Source organism: Deinococcus aestuarii (assembly GCF_018863415.1).
Taxonomy (GTDB): Bacteria; Deinococcota; Deinococci; order Deinococcales; family Deinococcaceae; genus Deinococcus; species Deinococcus aestuarii.
Genome location: NZ_JAHKSN010000011.1, coordinates 59620 through 74657, shown reverse-complemented (window position 1 = coordinate 74657; position 15038 = coordinate 59620). Strand labels below are relative to the sequence as shown.

Here is a 15038-nt window from a genome sequence, read left to right as displayed (position 1 = left end):
CTCCGGCGCCCAGGAGACCCGACCCGTGGATGCCTGAAGGTACGCCCCCTCCCCGTGTGAAGCGAGGCTGAAGGCGGGGGTCATACCGAATGGCGTTGATTCGCAAGAATCAACCGAGCGGAGCGAGCAGCAAAAGAGACCGGCTGGCGGCGATGCAAGAACATCCGGCGTTTTCCCGGATGTTCTGGAATCAGAGCGAGTCGGTCTCACTTCGTGTCATACCAGTTCGGCCCCACCCCGACCTCCACCGCGAGGGGCACGCTGAGCTGCGCCGCCCCCTCCATCACCTCGCGGGTCAGTCGGCTCGTCTCGTCCACCCGGTCCCCCGGCACCTCGATCAGCAGTTCGTCGTGGACTTGCAGGAGGAGGCGGGCGCCCAGCGTGTCGAGTTCCCGGTCGAGCCGCACCATCGCCACCTTGATGATGTCGGCGGCGGTGCCCTGGATCGGCATGTTGTACGCCAGCCGCTCCCCGGCCTCGCGCACGTTGCGGTTGGTCGCCTTCAGCTCGGGCACGTAGCGGCGCCGTCCGTACAGCGTCTCCACGTAGCCGTGCTCGCGCCCGAATTCCAGCGTGCGCTCGATGTAGCCGCGGATGCCCGGGTAGGTCGAGAAGTAGATGTCGATAAAGGACGCCGCCTCGGTGTACGAGATGCCCAGGTCGTTGCTCAGGCGGTGCGCGCTCATCCCGTACAGCACGCCGAAGTTGACCGTCTTCGCGGCGCGGCGCTGCTGGGCGCTGACCGTGGCCTCCTCCAAGCCGAGGACCTGCGCGGCGGTGCGGCGGTGGATGTCCGCCCCCTCCTGGAAGGCCTGCTGCATGAGTTGGTCGCCCGCGATGTGCGCGAGGAGCCGCAGCTCGATCTGCGAGTAGTCGGCACTCAGGAGCACGTAACCCTCGTCCGAGATGAAGCCCTTGCGAATCTCGCGGCCCAGCTCGGACCGGATGGGGATGTTCTGGAGGTTGGGGTTGAGGCTCGACAGCCGCCCCGTCGCCACCGCCGTCTGCGCGAAGGTGGTGTGCAGCCGCCCGGTGCGCGGGTTGACGAGGTTGGGGAGCGGATCGAGGTACGTGCCCCGCAGCTTCTCCAGTTCGCGGTATTCGAGCAGCGCCGGGATGATCGGGTGCTCGCCCCGCAGGGGTTCGAGGGCGGAGACGGCGGTGCTCCGCTTGCCCGTCAGCTTGGTCTTCTTGCCGCTGGCGAGGCCGAGTTCGTCGTACAGCACGGCTTCGAGTTGGTCGCGGCTGCGGATGGGGAACTCGCGGCCCGCGTGGCGGTAGATCTCGGCCTCCAACTGCCCGATCCGGGCCGTCGTCGCCCCCGCCAGCCCCCGGATGTAGTCGCTGTCGAGGCGGACACCGCGCACCTCCATGCGGGTCAGGACCCCGGCCAGCGGCTTTTCCATCTCCTCGTACAGCTTGCGGCGGGGCTCGTCGAGTTGCCCCGGCAGGTCGCGCAGGAGATGCTGGGTCATCACGGCGCGGGCGGCAGCGTCGGCGGGCCAGGACGTCCTCAGGTACCGCTCGGCCACCGCCGGCATGTTCGTGTTCGCGGGGTCGAGGAGGTAGGCGACGAGGAGGGGGTCGTCGCCCGGCTCCACGGTCGTCCCCCGCACGCTCAGGTGCGCCGCAAGGGACTTGGCCCCCGCCGCCGTGAGCGTCCGCTGCCCCACGAACTCTGCCTCGGAGACCGTGGGGGGGAAGAGGGCGGCGGTCTTTTGCGCGGCCTTTTCGGCGGCCTTGCGCGCCTTGTCCGCCGCCTTCTGCTCGGCCCTGGTGAGGAGCTGGGGCTCCTCCGCTTCCCCGAACAGGGCCCCACCGGGAGACGCCGCCTGCAAAGCCGCCACCGCCCCGTCCGCCTCGCGGGGGCGCTCCTCGGTGGGGGCCACCCGCGCGACCCGCCCGTCGAAGGTGGCCGCCGCGAGCAGGTCCGCCGTCAGATCGTCCTCCCGCGAGAGCACGAAGCCCCAGGTCACGCCCTCGCCGGGGGTGCGCCACTCGGCGACCTCGATCTCCTCGGCGGGCCCCTGCGGCACCGGGTCGGGCTCGCTGGGTTCGGGCGCCCCCAGGCTCGTCAGTTCCCGCCTGATGCTCACGAGTTCCAGCTCGTCGAGGAGTTGTTCGAGCCGGGCCGGGTCGCCCGCGCCGCGCAGGGCGCCCAGTTCCACCTTCAGCGGCAGGTCGGTCACCATCCGCGAGAGGTCGCGGCTGAAGAGGATGTCCGACTCGGAGGCGAGCAGCTTCTCGCGCGTGCCCCTGGGTTCGAGCGTGCCGTCCTTGGCGCGGGCGAGCACGGTGTCGAGGTCGCCGCACTCCTGAAGGAGCTTGGCCGCCGTCTTCGGCCCGATGCCCTTGGCGCCGGGGATGTTGTCGCTCGCGTCCCCCGTCAGCGCCCGGTAGTCCACCCACTGCCGCACGGTGACCCCGTACTTGTCCAGCACCTCCCCCGGCCCGATCAGGGCGAAGTCGTTGGAGATCACCCGCACGTGGTCGTCGAGCAGTTGGTAGGCGTCGCGGTCGGAGGTCACGATCCGCACCTGAAAGCCCCCCCCCTCGGCCATGCGGGTGAGAGAAGCGATCACGTCGTCGGCCTCGTAGCCGGGTTCCTCCAGCCGGGGAAAGCCCAGCGCGTCCACGATCTCGCGGATGCGGTTGATCTGCCCCGGCAGGTCGGAGGGCGTCTGCGCGCGGCCCGACTTGTAACCCTCGTACTGCTCGTGGCGAAAGGTTTTGACCGGCGGGTCGAACACCACGATGATCTGATTCGTCGCCTGCCGCGCCAGCCGCAGGGTGAAGCGCAAGAAGCCCAGGATCGCGTGCGTCGCCTCGCCCCGGCTGCTGCTCAGCGGCGGCAGCGCGAAGTACGAGCGGAAGGCCAGCGCGTGCCCGTCGATCAGGACGAGCGTGTCGGGAGAGCCGGAGGCGGGCGGGGTCATAAGGAGATTCTACGGGGGTATCCGGGTTGGCTTATGGCTCCGCACCGCTTTGTGATTTCGCCTGATACCTTGTCTTATGGCTCTGGAACGCCTAACTGCTAGAGAGCGCTTCCTCCTAGGTCAGTGCCTGTCAGCCGCAGCGGAAGGCCCGTTTTTTGATGACGATGACGGGTTTGGCACCATATTCGGGGTAAGTGTCGAAGAGGTGACCGAGGTCGCCCAAGCCTGGCCCCACGTTGACGACGATGAGGAACGCGTAGAACTTGCCATTAACAACGCTGTCGGCAATCTTTTGGGGTACCCGCATGGGCGAATGAAGGCCTGGCCGAAGTTCATCTCGGCCCCTCCTGGGGAGATTCGCCGCGTGCTGAGGAAGTGGAGGCGCCTGAAGGGCTGGGATGACCCTGAGCAGCAGCACCTCCTCCTTTGACACCGCACTCTCGACTCTAGTGGGTGGAAACTACCTACACCCCGACCTTGCCCCGTTCCTCCACCACGCTCGCCAGTGCCCCCGCGACCTCGTGGATCTCGGCCTCGTCGGGGCCCTCGACCATCACGCGGATCAGGTTCTCGGTGCCGCTGGGACGGAGGTTGACGCGGCCCCGGCCATTCAGGCGGGCCTCGGCCTGCTGCACGGCGGCCTGCACCGCCTCGTCGCGGGCGATGGCCTTTTTGTCGCCGACGCGGACGTTCACCAGGGTCTGCGGGAACATCACCAGCTCGTCGTGCAGTTCGTCGAGCGTCGTGCCGAGCCCCTTCATCGCGGCGAGGGTCAGCAGCGAGGTCAGCACCCCGTCGCCGGTGGGGCTGTGGTCGAGGAAGAGGACGTGCCCGCTCTGCTCGCCGCCCAGGGTGAGGCCGCGCTCGTGCAGCCGCTCGTGGACGTAACGGTCGCCGACGGCGGTGCGCTCCAGAGGGATGCCCGCCTCGCGCAGCTTCACCTCCAGCGCCATGTTCGCCATGATCGTGGTGACGACGCCCCGGTCTCCCCGGGCGCGGGCGTTCAGGAGCAGCATGTGGTCGCCCTGCACCACGTTCCCGCGCGAGTCCACGAGGAGGGCCCGGTCGGCGTCCCCGTCGAAGGCCACGCCGAGGTCGTAGTCACCGTCCCGCACGATCTGCCGCAGGTGCCCCAGGTGCGTGCTGCCGCAGCCCCGGTTGATGTTGCGCCCGTCGGGGGTGGTGTAGACGGCGAACACGTCCGCCCCCGCCGCCTGGAAGACCCGGGGGCCGACCCGGTACGCCGCCCCGTTCGCGCAGTCCATCGCCACCCGCAGTCCCGTCAGGTCGGGCGCGTGCGAGCGCAGGTATCCGACATACAGCCGCTCGGCCTCGGTGTAGTTCGTCACCGAGCCGAGGGCCACGCCCGTCACGGGGGGCAGGCTGGCCGTCTCGTCCACGGCGGCCTCGATCTCGTGTTCGGTGGCGTCGCTGAGTTTTTCCCCGCCCTTGCCGAAGAACTTGATCCCGTTGTCCTCGTAGGGGTTGTGCGAGGCGCTGATCACCACGCCCGCGTCCGCGCCGAGGTGGCGGGTGAGGTAGCTCACCCCCGGGGTGGGCAGCACGCCGACGTGGATCACGTTCACGCCCCGGCCCGTCAGCCCCGCCGCGAGGGCCGCCTCCAGCATGTCGCCGCTTTGCCGGGTGTCCTTGCCGATCACCACGCTGGGGTGCGGGGTCTGCCGCCTCAGCACCTCGCCCGCCGCCGCCCCGAGGCCCATCACCCAGGCGGGGGTCAGCGGAAACTCGCCCGCCACGGCCCGCACGCCGTCCGTTCCGAAGTACTTGCGCTCGCTCATCGTGCCGCCAGTGTACCCCCGTGAGTGCCGTGTGCATGATGCTCATGCCCACCCGCCGCGAGGCCAGGAAACTTTCGTCCCCCGGGCCGCGTACCCGGGGGCATGAGCGGACATTCGGGCGGTTCCTTTTCCTTCAGTCACAGCGGCGGGCGCCGGGGCGCCTTCGGGCGGCGCAGCCACAGCAGCGGGCACCGGGGCGGCTTCCTGGGCGGGGTGGTCGGCCACAGCCACAGCAGCGGCCACCGGGGGCGCTACGGCGCGGGCGGGCACTACCGCCAGGTGCGGCGGCGCGGCCTGGGGTGCCTGGGCGTGTTTCTCGTCGGCGCGGCGCTGGTGGGCGGCTCGCTCGCGGGGCTCCTCACGCTGATCGCTTGAGGCTGGGGCCTACCCTCGCGGACTGGCGGGACGCCCTGCGGGGGGACGGTCCCGCCGTCTCGTCCCGGGTGTGGCCCGCCGGGCTGCGGGCGGCCTTTCCCGGCCCGCGCCGCGCCCTTGAGGCCTGGGAGGGGGAGGGGGCCGCCTTCGCGCGCTACGCGACCGGGCACGGCCCCCTCTTCCTGAAGTACCTCCCGGCGGGGTGGCGGGACGGGCGGGCCTACCGCCGTCTGGCGCGCGAGGAAGCTTACCTGCGCGACTTCGCCCCCCGCTCGCCCGTGCCGCACGCGCCGCTGCTCCACGCGGCCCTCGATCCGGACGGCCTGCGGGCGCACCTCGTCACCCGCGACCTGACGGACGCGACGACCGGGTGGGGGGCGTTCGGGACCGACGCGGAACGCGAGGCGGCGCTGCTGGAGGTCGCCCGGCTCCTCGCCCGGCACCACGCCTTCTGGCTGGACCATTCGGGACTCACCGGAGAGTGGGGCTGGGACGCGGGCCGGGCCGTGCGGCACGCCCGGAGGGTCGCCGCCGACCCGGACCCCGGTTGGGCGCCCGCCGAGGTGGAGGCCGTCCGGGAAGCCGCCCGCCTTCTCCCCGCCCTGCTCGGCGCCACGCGCGGGGTGACCCTCGCCCACGGCGACCTCCACGCGGGGCAGGTCCTCTGGCCGCGGGAGGGTGGCCCGCCCATCCTGATCGACTACGGGCAGGCGCACGGCTCCGTGCTCGGGGAGGACCTCGCGCATCTGATCCACGTGCGGCTGGACGCGCCGGACCGCGCCCGCCTGGGGCCCGCCCTGCGGGAGGCGTACCGGGCCGAACTCACCGCGCACGGTCAGCCCCGCACGCCCGCGCAGCTCGAAGACGAGGAGCGGGCGGGGCTCGCCCTGAACGTGCTCGCCACGGCCCGGCAGGCGCGCAGGTCGGGCGGGGACGGGGTGCGGGAGGCGCTGGGGCGTGTGGTCGGTGCGTGGGCGCAGGAGACGACACCCCGGGAACGTCGCTCCTCCTAGGGCGGGGGGTGGGGTGACCGGCTCACTCGGGGAAGGAAGCGGTGGCAATCTCCCCGACCTGCCCGGGGTCCTCCAGCCCCAGGAAGACCCGGAAGCGGCCCAGCTCCGCCTCCAGCCCCCGCCCCAGCGCCGCCGTCTCGCGCACACCGGGGATGAGCTTCACCTCCGCACGCAACTCGCCCCCCTCCACCCTCAGATTCGCCCAGCCCACCGCGCGCTCGGCCTGAAAGAAGGGAAGGGCGTAATAGCCGAACTGCCGTTTCGGGGGCGGCGTGTACGCCTCGAACCGGTACGTCCAGCCGTGCAGGTGGGCGAAGCGGCGGCGGTCCCACACCAGGGGATCGAAGGGCCCCACGATCCGCACGCCGCGCGGCGTGGGCAGGGCCTCCGCGTCCCAATCGGCGGGCCACACGTAGCGCAGGCCGTCCACCCGCGCGCCCGTCAGCTCCTCCCGCACGGCGGTTTTCAGGGCCGCGCGCAGCTCGCCGTGCAGGTGCGGCAGCCCGAAGCGCGAGAGGGTGACGAGGTACCCCAGGCTCGCTTCCGGCAAGGGCCCGTAGAGCGCCGCGAGGAGGTGGACCGTTCCCCGCACGCGCTCGGGGGTGGGGAGCGGGGCCGCCCGCAGGGCCGCGAGGTGGGGCGCCGGGCCGTACAGCCGCACCCCGCCCGCCCGGCGGGTCACTCGCACCTCGCCCCGGCGGTGCAGGAGGTCGAGCGCCCGCGTCGTCGCCGCCGACTGCCCGCCCCAGGCGTTGACCACCCGGCCCCGCCCCAGCTCGGCGGCCACCTCACGGGGGTGAACGTCCGACCGCCCGGACACGACCGCCCGCACCGCGTCCAGCAGCTCGGGCTGCTCGCGCTCCAGGGGACTCTCGCCGACCTCGCGCGGGTGGAGGAGGGCCTGCACCGCCCGCGTGACGAAGCCGTAGTTGGGCAGCAGGTCCTCCTCGGCGTCGAGGGTCGGGTACAGGCGTTCGAGGTCGCCCGCCCGGTAGCCGCGTACCCGCTGCATCAGCGTCAGGTCCTGTGCGCGCGCGGGGGCGCGGATGGGGTCGGCCTGCACGAAGCCCATCCGGCCCAGGGCCGATTGCAGCGACGTGCGCGGGCCGAGGGTCCGCAGCGCGAGGGCCCTCAGCCCGGCGGGGGTGAGGGGGGCGGGGTGGTCGGGCATGGGGGGAAGGTAGCGCGTCTCCGGGGGTGTCCGGGGCGAGGTGCCGCGCGGCGGTTCAGGTCTGCCCGGCCACCTCCGGCCCGGCCCGCCGCCGGGGCCACGCGACGAGCGCCACCCCCGCCAGGATCACCCCCACGGCGCCCCAGCCCAGCCCGGTCAGGGTCTCGCCGCCCAGCCCCACCCCCAGGAGAACCGCCACGACCGGGTTGACGTAGGCGTAGCTCGTGGCGAGGGCCGGGCGGGTGTGCGCGACGAGGTACATATAGGCGCTGTACGCGACGAGGCTGCCGAAGACGATCAGGTACGCCAGCGCCCCCAGGCTCGCGGCGCTCGGCGTGCCCCAGCGCTCCCCGAACACGCCGCTCAGCAGGGCCAGCAGCACCCCGCCCGCGACCATCTCGGCGGCGCTGCCCATCAGCCCGGCGGGCAGCGGCAGGTGACGCGACCACTGGCTGCCGAACGTCCAGCACAGCGGCGCGAGGATCAGGAGCAGCGCGGCGAGGGGGGTCGCGCGCAGCTCGCCCACGTTCAGCAGCGCGATCCCGACGAGCCCCACCCCGATCCCCAGCCACTCGCGCCCGCTGGTCCGCTCGCCCCACAGCCGGGCGAAGAGCGCCGCGAAGAGGGGAGAGACCGCCAGCACGAGCGCCGCCACGCTGCTGCTCGCGTCCCGTTCGGCCAGCGTCACCAGCCCCGTCCCGCCGCCCAGCAGCAGCAGGCCGACGGCGGCGCTGGCCCTCCACTCCCGCCGCGTCGGGGCGGGCACCCCCCGCCAGCGCAAGAAGACGTAGAGCGCCGCCCCCGCCACCAGGAAGCGGACGGCGAGCATCCCCAGCGGCGGCAGGCTCCCGATGGCGACCTTGATCCCGAAGTAGGTGCTGCCCCACACGACGTACACCAGGGCGAGGCACACGAGCACGGCGGGCGTGAGGCGGCTGGCCGGGGCGGCGCTGGGGGTCACCCGCCGAGGATACCCGCGCTGTGCGAATTTGCGGCCCGGACACCCGGAGGCCCGCCCTACACTGGCCCCCGTGTTCAGCTCGGAACGTTCCTGGACGCTTCTTCTCACGGGCGGCGTCCTGGCGGTGGGGGTGCTGGCCCTCGGCCCCCTCCTCTTCCCGCACGCGCGGGCGCCCACCGTCACCCACGCCGACCTGTCGCCCCCGGTCCGGGCCCAGGAGGCGGCCCCCGAGTACCCAGAGGCGGCGAGCGTGAAGCCGCTCATCTCGGGTCGACTCAACCTCAATTCGGCGTCGGTCGAACAGCTCGAAGCCCTGCCCAAGGTCGGCCCCGCCCTCGCCGCCCGGATTGTCGCCGGTCGTCCCTACCGCAGCCTCGCCGACCTCGACCGGGTGAGCGGGATCGGTCCCTCCACCCTCTCGGCCCTCACGCCGCTCGTGACGTTCTGATGCCCGGAAGACACGCCGCCGCGCCCGTCGCCCGACCGTCCACCGTCAGCCCTACCCGGGCCACCTCCGGGCGTCTCGCGTGGTCCATCCCGCTCGCCTGCGGGGTCATCGGCGGCATCCTGCTCGGGCTGGGGGTGGGGTGGGGCCTGCTCGCGGGAGGGCTCGGCGTGGCCCTCGCCGTGTTCGACGGGCGGGCCGTGCTGGCGCTCCTCGCGCTCCTGGGCACGGGACTCGGCTTCGGCTCGCAGCGCCTGAACGCCGCGAGGCCCGACCACATGGCCCCCTGGGTGGGCGCCCAGGTCACGCTGACGGGCGACTGGGACGGCCAGTTCCTCAGCCTCGAAGACCCGCCCGCCCGGGTGGCCGTTTCCCCCAAACCGCGCGTCCCGCCGGGCCGGGTCGTGCTGAGCGGTCGCCTCGTGCGTCCCGAGGGTCAGGACGTACCGGGCGGCTTCGATCAGGCGGCATGGCTGCGGGGTCAGGGGGGCCTCCTCGTGCCCACGCCCACCACCGTCCTCGTCGGCGCCCGGGTGAGGCAGAGTACGCCCGAGGGGGGCCTGCGCGGCTGGTTTCGTCAGGGCCTGACCGCCGGGCTGGGCCAGCGTGAGGCCGCCCTGATGCAGGCCGTCGAACTCGGCGACCGGGGCGACATCGGGCGCGAGGACTTCGGGGAGGGGTATTCGGTACGCGACGCCTTCGCCCGGTCGGGCCTCTCGCACCTGATGGCCCTCAGCGGGCAGAACGTCGCCCTGCTGACGGGCGCCGTCATCTGGTTGCTGATGTGGCTGCGGGTGCCGCTGGGGTGGCGGTACGCGGGGGCGCTCCTTTTCCTGATCCCCTACCTGCTGCTCGTCGGCGTGTCCCCCAGCATCCTCCGCGCCGTGCTGATGGGCGGCGCGGTGCTGCTCGGCTACGCCATCGGGCGCGGGCGGCCCGACCCCTCCGGCGTGATCGCCCTCGCCGCTTCTGTATGCCTGCTGCCCTTTCCGCTGTGGCTGCTCGACGTGGGCTTCCAGCTCTCCTTCCTGGCGGTGCTCGGCCTGACGCTCTCCGGGCAAGCGGCGGCGCGCCTCCCGGAGCGGTGGCCGCTGTGGCTGCGCCTCGCCCTCGTCGCGACCGTCCTCGCGGAACTCGCCACCCTGCCGGTCATCGCCGGGAACTTCGGCCAATTGCCCCTCGTGGGCCTGCCCGCCAACCTGATCGCCGGGGTGATCATGGCCGCGCTCGTGCCCCTGGGGTTTATGGCGGGCCTGCTCGGTCCGCTCGCCGTCCTCGTGAACTGGCTGACCGGCCTCCTCGCGGCGGCCCTGCTCGGCGTGGTCGAGGTGTTCGGACGCGCCCCCGTCCTGACCTGGGGCGAGGTGGGCCCGGCGGGCGTGGTCGCCTACGCCGTGACGGCCCTCGCGGGGGTGCTGTGGCTGCGGGGCCGCCTCCGTGCCCCGGTCGCCCTCGGCACGCTCCTCGCCTGCGCCCTCCTCACCGTGCTGCCCGGCCTGCTGAAACCCGCGCGGGAGCTGGTCTTCCTCGATGTCGGCCAGGGGGACGCGACGCTCCTCCGAGCCCCCGGCCTGACGGTCCTCGTGGACGGCGGCGGCTCGGTGGGCAGCGACTACGACGTGGGGGGGCGGACGGTCGTCCCCGCCCTGCGTGCCCTGGGCGTCCGCTCGCTGGGGGTCGTGGTCGCCACCCACGCCGACACCGACCATATCGAGGGGTTGCCCAGCGTCCTGCGTGCCCTCCCCGTCGGCGAACTCTGGATCGGGCAGCGCAAGCAAGGCGACCCCGTGCTGCGCGATCTCCTCACCGTCGCCCGCGAGGAGGGCGTGCCCGTGCGCGAGGTCCGGCGCGGCGATACGGTCACGGCGAGCGGCGTCACCCTCACCGTCCTGTGGCCCGCCGGGCAGGGGTGGAGCCCCGAGGACAACGAGAACAGCGTCGCCCTGCGGGTCGAGTCGCGCGGCTTCCGCGCTGCTCTCATCGGCGACCTGCCCACCCCCGTCGAGGCGCGGCTGGGTGTCGGCGACCTCGACCTCCTCAAGGCCGCGCACCACGGCAGCCGCCACAGCACGGGCACAGACATCCTGCGGGAAAGCACCCCCGCCGACGTGCTGCTCAGCGTGGGACGCAACACCTACGGGCACCCGCACCCCGACGTGCTCTCCCGCGTCGGGGAGGTCGGCGCCCGCGTGTGGCGCACCGACCGGCTCGGCACCGTGCGGTGGCCGCTGCCCTGAACGGCAGAGCAAAACCCGCCGGGATCACTCCCAGCGGGCCTTGGCGTTCAGAGGATTACTCGCCCTGCTTCTCGTCCTGGCCGCCCTCGGTCTTGGCGTCGTCCTTCTTGTCGCCGCCGAGGCCGAACTGCGCGAAGAGGTCGGCGTACACGTCGCCCAGCTTCGTGCTGATCTTGCCGCCGCCCTGGGACGCGTCCTTGGCGTTGAAGGTGTAGTCGGCGCCGCCGCCACGTCCGCCGCGCCCGCCACCACGGTTGCCGCCGCCCTGGCCGCCCCCGCTGTACCGGTCGCTGCGCGAGCCACCGCCCTGGCTGACGAAGTCGCGCACAGGGCCGCCCCCGCCGCCGAGCGCCCGGCGCCGCGAGAGGCTCGCGCGCTGCTCCACGGGGTCGATGTTCAGGATCACGGCCTCGATCTCGTCACCCTTCTTGAAGAGGTCGGCGGGGTTGTTCACCCGCTGGGTGTCGAGTTCGCTGATGTGGATCAGGCCCTCGATCCCTTCCTCGATCTCCATGAAGACGCCGAAGTCGGTCATGCCGGTGATCTTGCCCTTGACGGGCGTGCCGGGCGGGTAGCGGTCGGGCAGCGCGCTCCAGGGATCGTCCGTCGTCTGGCGAATGCCCAGGCTGATCCGGCGCTCCTTGGGGTCGATCCGCAGGATGACGGCCTCGACCTCGTCGCCCTCCTTCATCACCTCGTTGGGGTGACGCACCCGCTTCGTCCAGCTCATCTCGCTGACGTGCACCAGCCCTTCCAGGCCGGGCTCCAGCTCCACGAACGCCCCGAAGTTGGTGAGGTTGGTGACCTTGCCCCGCACCCGCTGGCCGATGTGGTACTTCTCCACCGCGCCCTGCCAGGGGTCCTCGGTCAGCGACTTCATCGAGAGGTTGATGCGCTCGCGCCCCTCGTCCACGTCGATCACCTGCACCTGCACCTTGTCGCCCACCTTGACCACGTCGCGGGGGTGGTTGAAGCGGCCGTAGGTGAGCTCACTGCGGTGCACCAGCCCGTCGATGCCGCCGAGGTTCACAAAGACGCCGAAGTCGGTGATCTCGACGACCTCGCCCTCGAAGGTCGCGCCGGGCACGAGCTTGCCGATGGTCTGCTCGCGCGCCTGGGCCTTCTGGGCTTCCATGATCGCGCGGTGGCTGATGATCACCCGGTTGCGCTTGCGGTTGAGCTCGATCAGCTTGACCATCAGCGGCTTGCCGACGTAGGGGTCGAGGTCGTTCACCCGCCGGGTGTCCACCTGCGAGGCCGGGAGGAAGGCCCGGATGCCCTCGACCTGCGCGACGAGCCCGCCGCGCACCTTTTCGAGCACCTCGACCTCGAAGGCCTCGTCGCGCTCCTGCATCCGCTCCAGCACGCGCCAGCCCTTGTCCTGATCGGCCCGCTTCTTGGACAAGACGATCTGGCTGTTGGCGAGGTCCACCCGCACGACGTACGCCTCGATCTTGTCACCGGGCTTGTACATCCCCTGGGCTTCTTCGAGCGTGACGGGCTCCTCGGCGATCTGGTTGAGGGGAATCGTGCCCTCCACCTTCGCGCCGACGTCCACGGCGATGCCCTCCTGGCCGATGAACACGACCGTGCCGTCCACGATGTCGCCCCGCGACACGGCCTGGTGCTCGGTCGCCTCGCTGGCGAGCACGTCCTCCATCGTCATCGCGGGATAGTCGCGGTCGTCGGTGCTGGCCGGCGTGGCGCTCGCCTGAGCGGAAGTCGCCTGGGCCACCGGAGCGCTGCTCGTCTCGGTGGTCGGGGTGTCCGTCTGCCCCTCGCTGGTCTGGTCGGTGCCCGGCGTGGGCTGAATGGTCCCGCCCTCTGCGGCGGGGGTCTGGGTCTGGTCTTCCATGAACTCCTGTCCTCCTGGGCTCCCGGCACGTCAAGCGCCCGGTGCCCTGTCCCTGTACCTGCGCCTGAGCGCGGCAACACTGCACACTGTAGCACCGCCCGTCCGGGGGGGGCAAGCTCGGCTTGCACGCGGTCCAATCGATGTTCAGCGGCTTTCGTTCCCGGTCGCCGCCCCGTCGCGCGGTGGGGCCACGGTTGACGCCCGGGGAAGGGGCGGCTATACTCCCTCACGCTCACCCCGCTGAAAGCGGTGGGCGGCCAGCGCACGCGATGGGGCATCGTCTAATGGCAGGACGTCGGTTTCTGGCACCGTTAATCAAGGTTCGAGTCCTTGTGCCCCAGCCAAAGCAGCAGCAACAGGCACCCTCGCCCGGCGGCGGGGGTGTTTTGCGGTCCGCCACCGAGCCGGGTCGCCAAGTCTCGCAAAGCACTTTAGAAATCAAAGTGTGCTCGGCTGACCTTCCCGAAAGGTGGCCGGTGGTACGCTTTTTCCATGACGAGCGCTCCCCAGGACTACGACGTGGTGATTGTCGGCGGCGGTCCCGCCGGGTTGACGGCGGCCATCTACACGGGCCGCGCCAACCTGAAGACCCTGGTTCTCGAAAAGGGCCTGCCCGGCGGCCAGATCGCGCAGACCGAGGACGTGGAGAACTACCCCGGCTTTCCCGAGCCCATCAGCGGGATGGAACTCTCGCAGCGCATGGTGCAGCAGGCGGAGAAGTTCGGCGCGCGGATCGAGATGGAGGAGGTCGAGGCCATCGAGTGTGTGCCCGCCGAGCACGGCCACGCCTTCACCGTGCGCGGGTACGGCGGCACCTACCGTGCCCGCAGCGTGATCCTCGCCACCGGGGCCAACCCCAAGCGGCTCAACGTGCCCGGCGAGGAGCACTTCTGGGGCAAGGGCGTGAGCACCTGCGCCACCTGCGACGGCTTCTTCTACCGGGGCAAGAAGGTGGTCGTGATCGGCGGCGGCGACGCGGCGGTCGAGGAGGGCCTCTTCCTCACCAAGTTCGCCGAGGAGGTCACCCTGATCCACCGCCGGGACACCCTGCGCGCGAACAAGGTCGCGCAGGCCCGGGCGTTTGCCAGCCCCAAGATGAACTTCATCTGGGACACGGCGGTCGAGGAGATCCAGGGCGAGGACAGCGTCATGGGCGTGCGGCTGAGAAACCTCAAGACGGGCGAGGTGCAGGACATGCCCACCGACGGCGTGTTCATCTTCATCGGGCACGTGCCGAACACCGACTTCGTGCAGGGCACCGTGAAGCTGCGTGAGGACGGCTACGTCGAGGTGACGGACGAGATCTACACCAGCGTGCCCCTGCTCTTCGCGGCGGGCGACGTGTCGGACTACGTGTACCGCCAGCTCGCCACCAGCGTGGGCGCCGGGACCCGCGCCGCGATGAGCGCCGAGCGGGCCCTCGCCGCGCTGGAGGTCGAGCAGGGGACGGTGGCGGCGGACGACTGAGCCGGGGGCCGGAGGGGGACGGGTGCCGGGGGCTTCGCCCTCCCACCCGTCCCCTCATCTATCCTCCCCCCATGTCGGCCCCCAGTTTCTGCGCCCGTCTGAGCCGCAAGGTCCGGGGATACGTGGGCAAGGTCGGGAGGTTGACGCGCAGCCTGAGTGCGGCGCACGCCCACCCCGACGACGCCTGGGCCGCCGCCTATCTCACCCCCGCCGAGCGGCGCGTGTACCTGGGCATGGACCCGCGCGACCGTGAGCACGCCTGCCGGGTGGCCCGCCACCTCCTGCGCGACCACCCACGGGCCGCGTCCGACCTCGTCGCCGCCGCCCTGCTCCACGACTGCGGCAAGAGCATCCGGCCCTACCGGGTCGTCGAGCGGGTGCTCGTGGGGCTGGTGCCCAACCGCCTGGCCCGGGTCGTGCCGCTCGGGCCCCTCGCCGTACGCGCCGACCACCCCGAACTCGGCGCCGAACTCCTCGCGCGGATGGGGGCCCGGCCCCGCGTCGCCCGCCTCGTCGCCCGGCACCACCACGCGGGCGGCGACCCCGACGCGGCGCTCCTCCACCACTACGACGACCTGGAGTGAGCGGCCCTCCTGCCCCTCCTTGACTTCCCCGTCATCCCTGCTAGAATCTCTCTTCGCGCCTGACACCGCCCCCGGGCGGGCTTCCACCGGACGGCCCCATCGTCTAGCGGTCAGGACAGCGCCCTCTCAAGGCGCAGACACGGGTTCAAGTCCCGTTGGGGTCACCACCCGAAAGCCGTCTTCCCCGTGGAGGCG

Annotated in this window: 12 protein-coding genes and 2 tRNA genes; 8 read left to right on the top strand and 6 right to left on the bottom strand. The window is 72.0% G+C overall.

What is annotated here, in order from left to right; genetic code table 11:
- Nucleotides 1-206 precede the first annotated feature (206 nt).
- The 3 genes from polA to glmM form a co-directional block, all read right to left on the bottom strand.
- Complete coding sequence (gene polA / locus IC605_RS14075; protein WP_216325334.1) at nucleotides 207-2936, bottom strand: DNA polymerase I; 2730 nt, start codon at nucleotides 2934-2936, stop codon at nucleotides 207-209.
- 130 nt (nucleotides 2937-3066) lie between these two features.
- On the bottom strand, nucleotides 3067-3243 hold the full coding sequence (locus tag IC605_RS14070) for a hypothetical protein (RefSeq protein WP_216325332.1): 177 nt from the start codon (nucleotides 3241-3243) through the stop codon (nucleotides 3067-3069).
- Nucleotides 3244-3400: 157 nt separating this feature from the next.
- On the bottom strand, nucleotides 3401-4735 hold the full coding sequence (gene glmM / locus IC605_RS14065) for a phosphoglucosamine mutase (protein ID WP_216325329.1): 1335 nt from the start codon (nucleotides 4733-4735) through the stop codon (nucleotides 3401-3403).
- A gap of 102 nt (nucleotides 4736-4837) precedes the next feature.
- Between glmM and IC605_RS14060 the strand changes: the two genes are divergently transcribed.
- Both IC605_RS14060 and IC605_RS14055 read left to right on the top strand, forming a co-directional pair.
- Complete coding sequence (locus IC605_RS14060; RefSeq protein WP_216325326.1) at nucleotides 4838-5110, top strand: hypothetical protein; 273 nt, start codon at nucleotides 4838-4840, stop codon at nucleotides 5108-5110.
- On the top strand, nucleotides 5107-6123 hold the full coding sequence (locus IC605_RS14055) for a phosphotransferase family protein (RefSeq protein ID WP_246580841.1): 1017 nt from the start codon (nucleotides 5107-5109) through the stop codon (nucleotides 6121-6123). Before IC605_RS14060 ends, IC605_RS14055 begins: the two co-directional genes overlap by 4 nt.
- Before the next feature lie 22 nt (nucleotides 6124-6145).
- Here IC605_RS14055 and IC605_RS14050 read toward each other — a convergent pair whose 3' ends face one another.
- Nucleotides 6146-7294, bottom strand: a complete 1149-nt coding sequence (locus IC605_RS14050; RefSeq protein ID WP_216325323.1) for a DNA glycosylase AlkZ-like family protein — start codon at nucleotides 7292-7294, stop codon at nucleotides 6146-6148.
- Between the two features lie 55 nt (nucleotides 7295-7349).
- Nucleotides 7350-8255 (bottom strand): drug/metabolite exporter YedA, encoded by a 906-nt coding sequence (gene yedA / locus IC605_RS14045; RefSeq protein ID WP_216325320.1) that lies wholly within the window; start codon nucleotides 8253-8255, stop codon nucleotides 7350-7352.
- A gap of 70 nt (nucleotides 8256-8325) precedes the next feature.
- On the opposite strand from yedA, the gene IC605_RS14040 reads away from it, so the two are divergent.
- Both IC605_RS14040 and IC605_RS14035 read left to right on the top strand, forming a co-directional pair.
- Nucleotides 8326-8703 (top strand): ComEA family DNA-binding protein, encoded by a 378-nt coding sequence (locus IC605_RS14040; RefSeq protein WP_216325317.1) that lies wholly within the window; start codon nucleotides 8326-8328, stop codon nucleotides 8701-8703.
- On the top strand, nucleotides 8703-10937 hold the full coding sequence (locus IC605_RS14035; RefSeq protein WP_216325314.1) for a DNA internalization-related competence protein ComEC/Rec2: 2235 nt from the start codon (nucleotides 8703-8705) through the stop codon (nucleotides 10935-10937). The genes IC605_RS14040 and IC605_RS14035 overlap by 1 nt, the downstream gene beginning before the upstream one ends.
- 55 nt (nucleotides 10938-10992) lie before the next feature.
- On the opposite strand, the gene IC605_RS14030 is transcribed toward IC605_RS14035, so the two are convergent.
- Nucleotides 10993-12792, bottom strand: coding sequence for a 30S ribosomal protein S1 (locus IC605_RS14030; protein ID WP_216325311.1), 1800 nt, complete (start codon nucleotides 12790-12792; stop codon nucleotides 10993-10995).
- Nucleotides 12793-13062: 270 nt separating this feature from the next.
- On the opposite strand from IC605_RS14030, the gene IC605_RS14025 reads away from it, so the two are divergent.
- From IC605_RS14025 to IC605_RS14010, 4 genes are all read left to right on the top strand, one after another.
- A tRNA-Gln gene (locus tag IC605_RS14025) sits at nucleotides 13063-13136 on the top strand.
- A gap of 148 nt (nucleotides 13137-13284) precedes the next feature.
- Nucleotides 13285-14259, top strand: a complete 975-nt coding sequence (gene trxB, locus IC605_RS14020; RefSeq protein ID WP_216325309.1) for a thioredoxin-disulfide reductase — start codon at nucleotides 13285-13287, stop codon at nucleotides 14257-14259.
- A 71-nt stretch (nucleotides 14260-14330) separates the two neighbouring features.
- The gene (locus IC605_RS14015) at nucleotides 14331-14843 is read left to right on the top strand and encodes an HDIG domain-containing metalloprotein (RefSeq protein ID WP_216325306.1); all 513 of its coding nucleotides are present in this window, start codon (nucleotides 14331-14333) and stop codon (nucleotides 14841-14843) included.
- Between the two features lie 92 nt (nucleotides 14844-14935).
- Nucleotides 14936-15010, top strand: a tRNA-Glu gene (locus IC605_RS14010).
- Nucleotides 15011-15038 lie beyond the last annotated feature (28 nt).

Excerpts from the sequence above, each read along its gene's own strand:
- polA (WP_216325334.1), bottom strand. The coding sequence starts at position 2,936 with ATGACCCCGCCCGCCTCCGGCTCTCCCGACACGCTCGTCCTGATCGAC.
- IC605_RS14070 (WP_216325332.1), bottom strand. The coding sequence starts at position 3,243 with ATGCGGGTACCCCAAAAGATTGCCGACAGCGTTGTTAATGGCAAGTTC.
- glmM (WP_216325329.1), bottom strand. The coding sequence starts at position 4,735 with ATGAGCGAGCGCAAGTACTTCGGAACGGACGGCGTGCGGGCCGTGGCG.
- IC605_RS14060 (WP_216325326.1), top strand. The coding sequence starts at position 4,838 with ATGAGCGGACATTCGGGCGGTTCCTTTTCCTTCAGTCACAGCGGCGGG.
- IC605_RS14050 (WP_216325323.1), bottom strand. The coding sequence starts at position 7,294 with ATGCCCGACCACCCCGCCCCCCTCACCCCCGCCGGGCTGAGGGCCCTC.
- IC605_RS14035 (WP_216325314.1), top strand. The coding sequence starts at position 8,703 with ATGCCCGGAAGACACGCCGCCGCGCCCGTCGCCCGACCGTCCACCGTC.
- IC605_RS14030 (WP_216325311.1), bottom strand. The coding sequence starts at position 12,792 with ATGGAAGACCAGACCCAGACCCCCGCCGCAGAGGGCGGGACCATTCAG.
- trxB (WP_216325309.1), top strand. The coding sequence starts at position 13,285 with ATGACGAGCGCTCCCCAGGACTACGACGTGGTGATTGTCGGCGGCGGT.
- IC605_RS14015 (WP_216325306.1), top strand. The coding sequence starts at position 14,331 with ATGTCGGCCCCCAGTTTCTGCGCCCGTCTGAGCCGCAAGGTCCGGGGA.